This window comes from Flavobacterium sp. FlaQc-30 (assembly GCF_044005885.1).
In the GTDB taxonomy this organism is placed as follows: domain Bacteria; phylum Bacteroidota; class Bacteroidia; order Flavobacteriales; family Flavobacteriaceae; genus Flavobacterium.
In genome coordinates this window covers 258,706-272,517 of the sequence record NZ_JBIPCO010000008.1, presented here as the reverse complement: position 1 = coordinate 272,517, position 13,812 = coordinate 258,706, and the positions used below count along the sequence as shown (strand labels likewise).

Annotated in this window: 9 protein-coding genes; 4 read left to right on the top strand and 5 right to left on the bottom strand. The window is 32.9% G+C overall.

Translation table 11 applies throughout. The features are described from left to right. Window positions 1-106 precede the first annotated feature (106 nt). From ACHRV0_RS18105 to ACHRV0_RS18095, 3 genes are all read left to right on the top strand, one after another. On the top strand, window positions 107-1,363 hold the full coding sequence (locus ACHRV0_RS18105) for a hypothetical protein (RefSeq protein WP_395441898.1): 1,257 nt from the start codon (window positions 107-109) through the stop codon (window positions 1,361-1,363). A gap of 74 nt (window positions 1,364-1,437) precedes the next feature. Next, window positions 1,438-1,884 (top strand): hypothetical protein, encoded by a 447-nt coding sequence (locus ACHRV0_RS18100; RefSeq protein ID WP_395441897.1) that lies wholly within the window; start codon window positions 1,438-1,440, stop codon window positions 1,882-1,884. A gap of 1,024 nt (window positions 1,885-2,908) precedes the next feature. Then, window positions 2,909-3,997 carry a hypothetical protein gene (locus tag ACHRV0_RS18095; RefSeq protein WP_395441896.1) on the top strand — a complete coding sequence of 363 codons (1,089 nt, stop codon included), beginning with the start codon at window positions 2,909-2,911 and terminating at the stop codon, window positions 3,995-3,997. A 594-nt stretch (window positions 3,998-4,591) separates the two neighbouring features. Here ACHRV0_RS18095 and ACHRV0_RS18090 read toward each other — a convergent pair. Beyond that, window positions 4,592-6,094 carry a S41 family peptidase gene (locus ACHRV0_RS18090; protein WP_395441895.1) on the bottom strand — a complete coding sequence of 501 codons (1,503 nt, stop codon included), beginning with the start codon at window positions 6,092-6,094 and terminating at the stop codon, window positions 4,592-4,594. A 55-nt stretch (window positions 6,095-6,149) separates the two neighbouring features. Between ACHRV0_RS18090 and ACHRV0_RS18085 the strand changes: the two genes are divergently transcribed. After that, window positions 6,150-6,527, top strand: a complete 378-nt coding sequence (locus tag ACHRV0_RS18085; protein ID WP_395441894.1) for a hypothetical protein — start codon at window positions 6,150-6,152, stop codon at window positions 6,525-6,527. A 104-nt stretch (window positions 6,528-6,631) separates the two neighbouring features. On the opposite strand, the gene ACHRV0_RS18080 is transcribed toward ACHRV0_RS18085, so the two are convergent. The 4 genes from ACHRV0_RS18080 to ACHRV0_RS18065 all read right to left on the bottom strand — a co-directional run bounded on the left by ACHRV0_RS18080 (window position 6,632) and on the right by ACHRV0_RS18065 (window position 13,812). Further along, window positions 6,632-8,041: an efflux transporter outer membrane subunit gene (locus tag ACHRV0_RS18080; protein WP_395441893.1), complete on the bottom strand. Its 1,410-nt coding sequence runs from the start codon at window positions 8,039-8,041 to the stop codon at window positions 6,632-6,634. A gap of 2 nt (window positions 8,042-8,043) precedes the next feature. Then, entirely contained in the window at window positions 8,044-11,199 is a 3,156-nt protein-coding gene (locus tag ACHRV0_RS18075; RefSeq protein WP_395441892.1) for an efflux RND transporter permease subunit, read from the bottom strand. A 31-nt stretch (window positions 11,200-11,230) separates the two neighbouring features. Then, on the bottom strand, window positions 11,231-12,364 hold the full coding sequence (locus tag ACHRV0_RS18070; RefSeq protein WP_395441891.1) for an efflux RND transporter periplasmic adaptor subunit: 1,134 nt from the start codon (window positions 12,362-12,364) through the stop codon (window positions 11,231-11,233). A 695-nt stretch (window positions 12,365-13,059) separates the two neighbouring features. Next, complete coding sequence (locus tag ACHRV0_RS18065) at window positions 13,060-13,812, bottom strand: LytR/AlgR family response regulator transcription factor (protein WP_395441890.1); 753 nt, start codon at window positions 13,810-13,812, stop codon at window positions 13,060-13,062.

Here is a 13,812-nt window from a genome sequence, read left to right as displayed (position 1 = left end):
GTAGATTTTATTCGCATTTCATCGATATTTCAGAAAAGTAAGAAATAGTGCGTAAAAATTGAAGAGGTTGGAATAATTTAATATAACTTTTAACTAACAAATTACCATGGAAAATAAAGACTACTTTAAAACTGAAACCTTTTCACTACATAATGTAAAATCAAATGATTTTATTGATACTGATGAGCTATTAAAACTAATAAATGACGAAAATCTTAAGCAAAAAATCATTAATAAATATAGTTTAGACAAAAATTACGTTATTGAAATTGAAAAAATTGAATATTTGTATCAACTGATATATCAATACTCAAAAAAATTTAATTTAGTCCGTTTAGAAGCAAAGGAAAGTGATGTAACTTGTCAGTTAAAATTTGATACCAAAGATAAAAAACCAGCTTTTATTTTCAAGATAAAAAATGGTAATGAAAACGAACTCATTTATGATTTAATAGAAGCTGAAGGTATTTATGATTCTGTAGCACTTTTTTATAATAGCAAAAGTTTATCTCAATATGTTAAATCAATGAGTAAAAACTACAAAAAAAGAGAATTACTTGCTGACCTAAATGATTCTTGGGCAAAATATTATGAAAAGAATCAAGAATCTATAAAAACAAAATTATTCAGGATACTAAATCATAAGGAAAACTATTATCTCAAAAGTATAAATAGTGCCGCATTTAAGGAATACGGAATTGCGGAGTCTTTTGTAATGACAATTCTTGAATTGAATAAATTTAAGATTTCAAACCCTAATACAGAATTCTTAATTTCTAGTGTTTCCCTTAGTGAATCTAAATTAGACTTAATTATTTCTCAAAAAAAATCAATTTCTTTAGGTGAAGTGGGTTTTCTAAGATCGTCAATTTCTATTAGAAATGAAGATCAAGGCAATACTTCTTTTGGAGTGTACAGCACTCTCGAATTTTTCCCTAAAGCCACAGAAAAAAACAAAATATATTTATTCCCAAATAGAGATGAAAGTAAAATTGATAACTCTATAAGATCTAGCCACACTGTTTCAGGTGAAAATTTTATTGAGACATTTGCGAATGTAAGTGAACTTTTCAATGCAGGTGAAAAATTAAGTGCCGAATTTGAATTTTACAGCAAAGCAGATTCCTACGATGAGCTAAGAGCTAAAATTGAACATAAAATAAAAAACACAAATAGTCCTTTTAGGAAAGTCAAGAAGCTGGCAGATCTTTTTTCAAGAGAAAAAACTGGACAAATAAATAATTTAGAAACATTACTAAAAATATGCGCAGCATCAAACGAAATTGAAATGGAGTATGATCTAAAATTTAAACTTAGATATTTAATATCTAATGTTTTACTTTACAATTCAAACAATTATTAAAAAATGAAAGGTATTCATAATACCTTTCATTTTTTTTACAAATATTTTTTATTCACAACATTATACTAACTGCAATGGACATAGATTTAACAAAATGGAAATTAGTTAAAACAGGACAAATAGAAGATGAATTTGAAGGTTTTGATGAAGAAATGATTTTTGAATTAACAGATGGAACTGTTTATTATCAATCAGCATATAAATATAGGTATCATTACGCCTATCGACCAACTGTCAAAATATATTCCGATGGTTATACTAAAATAATTGTGCCGAATGGAATGAACGATTATGCTAAAATTCAGGAAACAACAGCAATAAAGAGTAAAATAATAAATGATTTTAAAGGTTGGTCTGGTGACACAATTTTTGAACTTCAAAATGGACAGATTTGGAAACAGGATAAACACAAGTATAAATACTTCTATTCATATAGACCAAATGCAATTATAATTAAAACCGGAAGCCATTATATAATGACAGTTAAAGGCAAAAGTATAAGAGTAAAAAGAATTAAATAAAATATTAACCGTTTCTAGCACTAGAATAATAAAAACTTAAAAATTCAAGTAAACTATCTTGACTCAAATAAACGAAAAGTTAAGCAATTATTTTTAGAGTCCATCATCGATAAATTTTGATAGGAATATTTTCTATAGAATGATTTAATTTTACTTTGCCAAAATTTTTATTCATAAATCATGATAACCCAAATCATATATCGTCGAATTAACAATTTTTAACATTTAACCCTTACGATATATACAAACCGCTCACAAGCGAAAAAACAAAATAATTATCTTACAAATTCACTTGAAAATAAGCTAGTTTCTTTAAATCGTTCATAAAATGATTTGTAAATTGTGAACTAAACGTCACAAAATTAAAATCCCATTTCTTACGAAATGGGATTTTTTTTTATGCACTTTTGTAAAGTGCTTAGTTGATTATCTTAAATCTTGCAGCTTTTAAAAATGGATCAAGACAAAAACCTGTGGACTAGCAAAAATTAAGCATAAATATTCGTTAGCCTAAAAAAGAAAAGATTAGATAAAAATATAGCCCGTGGTTTCAACCACGGGAAACGTGTTTTTAAATACATTGTGTCCCCGTGGTTGAAACCACGGGCTATGTTTGATAAGATAAATAAGTCCTATATCGGTGAACGTAAAGATTCGCGAAGTTTTTAATTTAAACTTTGCAAATCTTTGCGTTTTTATTTGTGATTTGTTGTAAATTCTTGTTTTTAATATTTCCCCACAACATTTTGTGCTGATCCTTAAAAATTGAATTATACAACGATTTTTATTTACAACTTGGATATAACAAAGATGTTTGAAGTCAGGAGACTTCTATCTGGTTTATAATTTCTAAGAAACAAAAAATTGCGCGAAGTCAGCAGACATTCGCACAGCTTTTCATAAGAACTCTTCAGAGAGCTGGGAAGGAACTTGATAGTAAAGTGGATCATGTTATTTTGGTTTCAGCATTAATTATTGGAGTTATAATTAATATATATTTGTATCATTTTAAAATTAAAGAAAAATGAAAAATTTTCATTTCTATTATGTTTTGCTATTAATTCTTTTATCTACAGATTTGTTTGCTCAAAATAATTGGGAAGTTCAAATCTCGCCAAGACCTTATGAGGGAAAAGCACATTACGGCAACACAGTTTCAACATCTGTAAAAAAAGTAATAATCATTAGTCAAAGACTACAAAATCAATTTATGAATGATACTTTGTCTATTATAACTTATAATAATAAAGGTTTGACTACTGAGAATACTTCTTTTGATAAAGGAAAACCATATTCGAAAAGTGTTTACAGATATGATACAAATAGTATCTATTTAGGAATTACTCAGGAAAGTTTCAAAAAATCTGGGGTTAATTCATATAGTAAAATTGGGTATAACAGGAACAAAATTAGAGGTACAGAATACAATTGCTCAATAAGAAACAACGATACAATTCAGCGTACTTTAACAAAATACACTTACAATAATGATAATCAATTAATTGCCAAAGAAAGTTATTTTAAAAATGAGTTGGCCTTAAAAGACGAATACACTTATACAAATAAATTATTAACTTCACGAAAGTCTTTTGGTTCCCCTTATAATGTTAAGAGATATTCTGAGGTTCGCTTAAGTTATTCGTCAGCAAATTTATTGTCTGATGAGATTGATCTTAACATTAATGATTCTAAAACAGATACAATAGCTACTGTACATTATTCGCATACTAACGAAAAACTTACAGAGCAAAATTTAATTACATTGGGTTCTGTAAAAAGGATCTTGAATACCAAGTATACTTACGATTCAAATAATAACTTGGAAAGTATTTTTGCAACTAAAGATTCAGATACTTTAAATGTTAAATATCTCTATAATATCGACCGTAAATTAGTGCTAAAAAAAGCAGTTATTAATACTCCTAAAACTTTTGCAGAATGCCCTATCATTGCCAATCTTTACGGTTTGGATTCTAAAAAAGCAATTGAATACCAAGAAGAATATAACTACGATAAAAGCGGAAATATAATTGAAGCAAAATATAAATTAAATGAAGATTTAGTTGCAAAAACAATTTTCATATTAGAATATTTTGACAAAAAAAAGAAATAAATAGAATTACCAATACAGTTGTTGATTTTTGCTTTAAAATGAATTTTTATTGTTTTACATTTTTTAACATTTAACCCCTACGATACATACAAACCTTTCTTGAATAAAAATACAGAATAATTATCTTACAAATTAACTTAAAAATAAGCCGATTTCTTTAAATCATTTATAAAATGGTTTGTAAATTGTTCAATAAGGGTCACAAAATTAAAATCCCATTTCTAACGAAATGGGATTTTTTTTATGCCTTTTTGTAAAGTGCTTTGTTGATTATCTTAAATCTTGCAGCTTTTAAAAATTGAATTATACAACGATTTTTATTTACAACTTGGATATAACAAAGATGTTTGAAGTCAGGAGACTTCTATCTGGTTTATAATTTCTAAGTAACAAAAAATTGCGCGAAGTCCGGAGACATTCGCACAGCTTTTCATAAGAACTCTTCGGAGAGTTGGTTATTCCTGTAAAAAAAGTAAAGCTCTTTTATTAAGATTAAAAGAGCTAATTTATACTTTAAACACGAATTTCATCTAAATTGAAATAGCCTAAATTAAGATTGATGTTTTTAATTTCTATATTTAGTTTCGTGGTTATTTATTGTTTTTTCGACCTTTTAAAATCCTCTATATATAAACCTCTGGCAGTATTTGTAGGATTGAATGCGGCAAGATTGTCCATTTTTATTAAAAAAGAAGAATTGGCGGTTTTTGCTGTAGTTCGTATAGTTTGGCCTGTAATTAATTCGAGAGCTTTATTCAAATAAGGATCTTTTACGTTTCCAAATTCAACCAGGTTTAAAAAAGTACTATAAGGATTAATTTCGTAATCAGGTACAATTTTCGCTGGATTTGCGTCTTTGTCTTTATTGTAATATGAAAAAGTAATGGGCTGCAATTGCCATTTGTGTTTAGTGCTTCGATTGACATAGGACGTATAATCACTGGCAGGAGAATCGTATAGTGTGTTTGAACCAACAAATTTACCAACAGTTTCTTCACCTATTGTGATTACGTTAATGTATTTTTTTAGACATTGTATCGTGAGCTCGCTGGCAGAAGCGGTTTGAAAACTTACCAGCACATATATTTTTGTCAAAGCAAGGCTGTTTATAGTTTCTTCTCTCTGAAAAGTTGGTTTGTTATCAACCAAGTTAAAAATGTTTACTTTTTCAGAAAGATTTTCATAGCCGTCTTCACTATTGTGTTTATTATTGAAGTCTAAATAAATATATGGTTTATTGGTAAAACTGCCATTAATCATTTGAGCTAGGGCAACTGCCGTTTCTAATGAACCGCCTCCGTTGTATCTTAAATCTAAAACCAATTCATTAATTCCATCCACTTGCATTTTAGCGAAAGCCGAATTGAGTTCATCATTATAATCGGATTTGAAACCATTAAAAACTAGATAACCAACATTCTTTGCTCCGTATACTTTCTTTTCGTAATAAGCCACTGGGTTTTCATCAATTTCGGCTTTTGATACACTCACAGTTCCTGCTTTGTCTGTGGTTACTAAACCACCGCTTGAAAATTGCACGCTTGCTGCCAAAGTAATTGTCAATTGTGCATTTTCTAGTTGGTCATAATTGCTTGAAGTAAGCTGGCTTCCATTTACTTTTGTAATAACGTCACCTCTTTTCAATCCTGCCAAAGCTGCTGGTGAATTAGGTACGATGTAGTTAATTAAGGCTACCAAATTTGTATTGGATGCATCTTTAGGGTAAATTGCGTAATTAAAACCACCCTTTTTTTCGACTTCTGCAATTTTTGAAACACGCACTATCTCATTACTGTTTTCAATCCAAGAAAATCTATCGACAGTTCCTCTTTGATATAGAAGTGAATAAAAAAGCGCATCGGGAGTTTTTCCGTTGACTAAATTGTTATATACTTCGGTAGAAGTGATTTTGTCGTCGGACAAATTGGCAACGTTGGGCTGCCAGTAGTACCAAGAATTCATAGCTTTCCAAACAAAGTTGTTAATCTCGTCTGGCTTGGTCGTTGTGGCTTCTTTAGTGTCAGAATCAGAATCCTTGCTGCAAGCTGTAAAAACCAATCCTACAAGTAATGTCTTAACAATATATTTTAATTTCATTATTTTTTCAATCGTTTAATTTAAGCTAATTTTGTAGTTGTAAAACGCTAAAATTATGAAAAATAGTATCCCTAAAGCCGTCTTTTTATTATTTTCTTTTGGACTTTTTTTTCTTTCCTGTTCAAGACAGCTTTTAGATATTAAAAATCAAACGTATAAAAGTTATAACAGCAATAGTGAAAGAGGGTATATAGTTAGTTTTAAATTAAATGACACTGCTGTTGTTCCTAAATCGGTGGTGATTAATGGTATTGTTCAGGATATATCAAAAGCAAATAAAATTGGAGATACTTACCAGATAAATATGATTGCACAAACTACCTTAATTCATAATTACAAAGTAAAATTTGATAACAAAGAAAATGGAATTTATTTTGAGAAAAATTCAAATATCTTTTTTCAACCTGTAAAATTCAAATTAATCACGGACTAATTGAAAAAGTTTAATTATAGTTGAATATTTTTTTTCTTTAACATACAAAAATTCACCATCTCAATCTGTCTTGATAGAGATGATGAATTAATTCTATTTGGAATTTACTCCACTCCTCCGCCTAAAGCGCGGTAGAGGTTTACGGACGCATTTAATCTTTCCAATTTTATAGTGATCAAATCGAGATCATTTTGCAATGCACTGTTTTGTGCTGCAATAATTTCAAGATAATTTGCCATCCCGCTTTTATATAAAAGTGAAGCATCGGCAGTAGCTTTGTCTAAAGAAGCTGCTTTTTCTTGAGCCAGTTCAATGCGCTGGTCAGCATATTTCAATCTTGACATGGCATCTGAAACCTCACCAACAGCAGTAATAAAAGATTGTTTAAACGATACAACTGCTTTTTCCTGTTCTAAAACGGCAACCTCGTAAGCTGTTCTTAAAGCTTTTTTCTGAAAAATAGGCTGTGCCAAATTCGCTGCTATATTTTTTGTAACTGATCCGGGAAAATTAAACCAGGTATCAAACTCAAATGAATTGATTCCAATTGACGGACTTAAACTCAACGTTGGGTACATGGTGGCTTTAGCTAAACCTGTTTTAGCTGTTGCCGACATAACTGCATATTCACTCGCTTTTACATCTGGTCTTCGGCTTAAAAGTGAAGCTGGAATTCCTGATGGCATCTCGAAAGCAAATTCATCAACATTTAGGTTTCCGGAACGCTCTATTGTATTTGGATATTCACCACACAAAATCTGCAAGGCATTTTCCTGAACGGCTATATTGGCTTTTGCTAAAGGAACGAGTAATTCTGCTGTTTTTTTCTGAGCCTCAGTCTGATTTACTGCCAAAGAGCTTATAGAGCCCGAATTGTACTGCAGTTTCATCATTTTAAGCGTATTGTCGCTTAATTCAATATTCTTTTCAGCAATTTTCAATTGTTCATCCAATCCTAAAAGATTGTAATACGATTGTGCCACTTGAACAATAATTCTGGTTTTTAGAGCAGACAGGTTTTCTTTCTGAGCAAAATAAGTTGCTTTTGCATCTCTTTTCTGCATGGCTGCTTTTCCCCAAATATCAACTTCCCAAGACATACGAAGATTAGCACTGTAATCGTCCATATAATCTTTACTCGTAAACTGTGAACTTAAAGATCCGTTTAACGAATTCTTTGAAAGGTAGGAACGGCTTGCTCCTGCATCAAAATCAAGTGTTGGAAGTAAGGACAACTTGGCTTGCTTGTAAGCAAGGTCAAGTTGTTCCATACTTTTGACTGCAATAAGCACCTCGTTGTTTTTAACGAGGGCTTTTTCAATCAAATTAACCAACAAAGGATCTTTGTAATAGTTTTTCCACGGCACTAAAACCGTGTCTGCGGTAACCGCAATTTCTTCACGGTATTTTTCCGGCGCTTGTAAATCTGTACGGGAATATTTTTTTCCTACCACACATGAGGTCATGAGCGTTCCGGTAAGTAAAACTATTCCAATTTTATATAGTGTTTTCATTATTATTCTTTTATAGTTTGAACTTGCGCTGCAACCTTCTTACCCGATACTTTTTCTTGTAAATATTGGAATACGATAAAAAGCAGCGGAATCACAAAAATTCCTAAAACCACACCGCTTAACATTCCAATCGAAGCGCTGACACTAATCGATCTGTTCCCAACTGCAGTTCCTCCAGACGCAAACATCAATGGAATCATACCTACGATAAAGGCCAATGAAGTCATAATAATTGGTCGCAGCCTTGATCTTGCTCCTTCGATTGCTGCTTCGACAATACTTAAACCTGAAAGACGTCTTTGAAGCGCAAACTCTACAATCAAAATGGCATTCTTGGCGAGAAGCCCCACAAGCATAATGAGTCCGACCTGAACATAAATGTTGTTATCTAACCCAACTGCTTTTACTCCGGCAAAAGCACCTAATATTCCTGTTGGAATTGATAGTAAAACAGCCAACGGCAATAAATAACTTTCATATTGCGCTGCCAATAAAAAGAATACAAACAACAGACATAATCCAAAAATGGCAACAGTTTGGTTTCCTCCTGCTTTTTCTTCCAAACTTAAACCTGTCCATTCGTAACTGTAATCAGAAGGAAGTTTATCTAAAACCTTTTCTAAATTCCCCATAATCTGACCGTTACTGTAACCTGGTAATGCCATTGCAGTAATATTTACGGAATTGTAAAGGTTGTAACGGTTTACTGATTCTGGTCCGTACACTTTATGGAATTTCACGATTGATTTTACAGGAACCATCTGCATCTCTGCATTTCTAACGAAAATCTCATTAAAGGCATCTTGATCCATTCTGAAAATTCCATCAGCTTTTACATTTACTCTGTAAAACTTACCAAATCTTGTAAAATCTGATGATTGATCTCCTGCAAAATACGTTTGGATATTTCCTAGCAGTTCTTTCACATTCACTCCCATCTGGCGGGCTTTGTCTTCATCAACTTCTAATTCCAGCTGCGGATAATCGGCTCTAAAAGTCGTATACGCATATTGAACTCCAGGTTGCTGCATAATCTGTCCGATTACTTTATCTGACATTGCTTTTAAGGCTTCCGGGCTTCTTGCCATTCTGTCTTGCAATACAATTTCAGCACCACTTGTTACACCAAATCCTTCAACAGGCGGCATTCTGAAAACCATAATCGAACCTTCTTTGATTTTGGATAATTTAGCCGTTACACTGTTCAAAATTTCATCAATATCTTTAACTTCACCTCTTTCTTTTTTAGGTTTTAATTTAATAAATCCTAATCCGTATGCGGTACTGGAACTGTTACTCAAAATATTAAATCCTGTAATACTGGTATTGACATCAATCGCTTTTTCTGATTCTAATATTTTCTCCATTCTCTGCACTACTTCAGTGGTACGATCAAGTGCAGTTCCCGGCGGCATTGATAAACTGTAAACCATAAATCCGTCGTCTTCAAGCGGAACGAAACTTTTTGGTGTTGACATCATCATATACACTGCAAGAGCTGTTATTCCGGTAACCAATCCCGCTGCAATCCATTTTCTTCCAATAAGGAAACGAACCCCTTTAATATATCTTCCCGTAAAATTGTTGAAACTTGTATTGAATCCAACGAAAAAACGGTCTTTAAAACTAGTTTTGTGCTCGTGATTTCCATGTTTATCACCATGATTCTTTAGCAATAATGCGCATAAAGCCGGAGTCAGCGTCAAGGCATTTACAGCCGAGATAATAATCGCAATCGCCAAAGTATAGGCAAATTGTTTATAGAAAATCCCCGAAGATCCTGTCATAAAACCAATTGGAATAAATACGGCTGACATAACTAAAGTAATCGAAACTACTGCTCCTGTAATTTCTGCCATTGCCCCGTGAGTGGCTTCTTTTGCTGAAATCCCTGCATCTTCTTCCATTTTACTGTGAACGGCTTCTACGACCACAATAGCATCATCCACTACAATTCCGATGGCCAAAACCAACGCAAAGAGGGTTAGAATATTTATGGTAAATCCGAAAACCAACAAGAAGAAAAAGGTTCCTACAATAGCCACTGGCACTGCAATCGCTGGAATTATCGTCGAGCGAATATCTTGCAGGAATATAAATACGACTATAAATACCAGAATAAAAGCTTCAAACAAAGTCGATTTTACCTGTCCTGTTGCTTCATCCAAACGTTCTTTGGTACTCATTACATTAACGTATTTAATACCGGGAGGAAAAGATTTTGATAATCGCTCTACTTCTTTATTAATCCCGATTTCAATATCGTTTGCATTAGATCCCGAAGTTTGTAAAATTGCCATTGTAACCGCATTTTTACTGTTCGATTTATTGTCTCCGCTGTATGAAATAGAACCAAATTCAACTCGCGCAACATCTTTTAATCGCAGGACATTACTTCCGTTATTTTTAACTACAATATTTTCATATTGCTCTGGTTTGTTCTTTTTTCCTTTGTAACGAATTACATATTCTAAAGCGGCTTTAGATTCTTCTCCTAATTTTCCGGGAGCCGATTCTAAACTTTGATCTGCAATTGCCTGCGTAACATCTGAAGGAACTAAACCTGCATTTGCCATTTTTCTAGGATCAAGCCATACACGCATGGAATAATCTTTTTGTCCAAAAATCTGAACCTGTCCCACACCTGGAACACGTTTCATTTGAGGCACTAAATTTATGTTGGCATAATTCTGCAAAAACAATTCGTCGTATTTGCTATTATCATCTGTATACAAGTTGAAAATAACAATCATACTATTTTGTTGTTTCGAGGTCGTAAGTCCCATACGAACTACTTCCTGAGGTAATTTCGGCGTCGCTTGCTGTACTCTGTTCTGCACATTTACCGCTGCCTGATCTGGATCTACGCCTTGTTTAAAAATAACGCTGATCGAAAAGGATCCATCGTTACTGGCAGTAGATTTTATGTACTCCATATTTTCAACCCCGTTAATTTGTTCCTCTAATGGGGTTACCACTGAACGAATAACGGTTTCACTATTTCCTCCTGGGTACGTACCGCTTACCATTACAGTAGGCGGCGAAATATCAGGAAATCTCGTTACAGATAATCTGGTAAGACCAATGATCCCCAAGATTACCAATACAATAGAGATAACTGTGGCCAATACCGGCCTGTCTATTATTTTCTTTAACATGGAAAATGTTATTATAAATTTAAATCAAAAATTATTTACTGCTTAAGGCTTTACCAGCGATTTTTGGAACTACTTCCATACTATCGTAAAGCACATCGATAGAATTTAAAGCTACTTTGTCTCCTGATTTTAAACCTGATTTTACGAAGTAATCTACTCCGGCGCTTCCTGCAATTTCAATAGGAACCATAGCTACTTTGTTTCCTTCTTTCAGAACAAAAACAAAAAATTTATCCTGAATATCTTTTACACTTGCCATTGGAACTGTAATTACTGATGATAAACTTTTGTTTAATACCACTCTTGCTGAACCACCAGAACGCAATTCTTTTCTCGGGTTGGGAAAAATGGCTTTTAAAGCAATTGTACCTGTTGTACGATCAATGTTTCCACTGGCCACTTCCAGTTTTCCTTTTTGATCGTATAGGCTGTCATCGGCCATAATCAAACTTACTGTTTGATCGCTTTTTGAATCTTTTGAGAAAGCCAAATAATCTGCTTCTGTCAGCGAAAAATAAACAAACACATTGTTAATTTCTGAAAGTGTAGTTAAAGGAACAGCATCGTTTGGTGTAACTAAATTTCCTATACGATTTGGAATACGACTAATATATCCGCTTACAGGAGCTTTAATCAAAGAGAAATCGGCATTTAACTTTGATGATCCTAAAGCTGCCTTAGCCTGCGCTACTTGAGCTGTCGCTGCTTCGTAACTAGCTTGCGCTGTTTTTAACTGCATATCAGAGAAAACTTTTCCTTCAACAAGCGGTTTGATTTTTTCTACTTCCAACTTTGCATTGGCTTGGTTCGCCAAAGCACTTTTGTAAGCCGCAAGGCTGTTGTTTACCTGCTCGGCATATATGTCGCCTTTAATTTTAAAAAGAGATTGCCCTTTGTTTACATAATCTCCTTCTTTGACATAAATGGCTTCAAGATAACCTGATACCTGCGCTTTTATATCAACGTTTACAGTACCTTCTACTGTTCCGGGATATTTTTTTTCTACATCGCCTGTTGCGGAACTGGTCTGTAAAAAATCGACTTCTGGTTTTGGCGGAGCTTGTTGCGCATCTGCACTTTTCCCACACGAAGAGAAAGAAATGATTATCAATAAAACCGCAATCCTGCCAATTGCTTTATTATTCTTAAAAAACTGTTTTGTCATTTTACTTTTCATTTTAAATGAATTATCTCAAATTTGACAGCAAATTAACAACTCAAAAGAGCCTTTTTACGGGATAAACTTACCCAAACGGAATTTTTCGATACTGAAACGAAGACGTAAGTCTACCCAAATAATAGCGCATAAAAAAAACCTTATGCTATAGTACTACACGCTATAGAAAGGCTTTTTTATAATTATTTTGAAAGAAGATTAAATCACAACGATTTTTCTCAGCAACGAGAAATACGCATGTAATCCTAATAGTTATCGAGAGCGAAGACGTAAAGATTTAGGCCTATAATTTTAAGCCTATTACAAAAACTTCAGAAGAGTTAGATAGAATTAAAGGATTGAAAAGATTCTTTTTTTCTCGCAGATTTAAAAAGATTTTAGCAGATTTAAACTAAAATATTATGAATAATAATCTGCACTTATCGGCTTAAATCGTTTTAAATCTGCGTGAAAAAACGATTCATGAATTGCTTCGCCTGTTCGCTATCGCTAGAGTCGTGGCGAAAAAAAACTATTAAAAAAAGTAGTTAGATAGAATTAAAGGACTGAAAAGATTCATTTTTTCTCGCAGATTGAGGAGATTTAACAGATTTTTAATTTACAGTTTATTTTTCTGAAAGAGGGCAAATTAAAGAAACCTTTAAACCTCTGTCACTTTGCACCTTTGCATCTTTAAACCTTTCCTAGCGATCCATCCATTGTTTAAAATAGGGAGCTTTTTCGCGGCTTATAATTACTTCGCGCTCTGGATCAGCTTTTAACTGAATTTTAAGTTTGGCATTAAAATAATTGGCGATCGATTTTATGCTTTCGGCACGTATGAAAAACTGCCTGTTGGCGCGAAAAAAAACATCGGGATCAAGTTCCTGCTCCAATTCTTCCATAGTTTGCGGAATTGGAATTACCATTTCTGATTTTAAAACCAAATTTGAAGTTTTAAATTCGGAATAGATAAAATCAATATCAGTAACATTCACACTTTTGTAGCCGTCACGATACGTTACTAAAAAGCGCAGACGAAAATTCGGTTTATTTATAAAACCTTTTAAAATCTCGGCAATATCGATATTACTGTCAGATTTAGACAGTTTTTTAAACTTTTGCAAAGCAAATTCCAGTTCGCTCTTATCAATAGGTTTCATCAAATAATCGATACTGTTGACCTTAAAGGCTCTTACCGCATATTCATCGTAAGCTGTGGTAAAAATAACTGGACTTGTAATTTTTATTTCTTCAAAAATAGAAAAACTAATTCCATCTGCCAGTCGAATATCCATGGTTATTAAATCTGGTTTTTCGTTTGCGCGAAGCCACTTTACAGCGCCTTCAACGGTATCAATAATAGCAAGAATCTCGCAATTGGGTTCTAATTCTTCTAAGAGTCTTTTAAGTCGGCTGGCATTAATACTCTCATCTTCAATAATCAAAATTCTCAT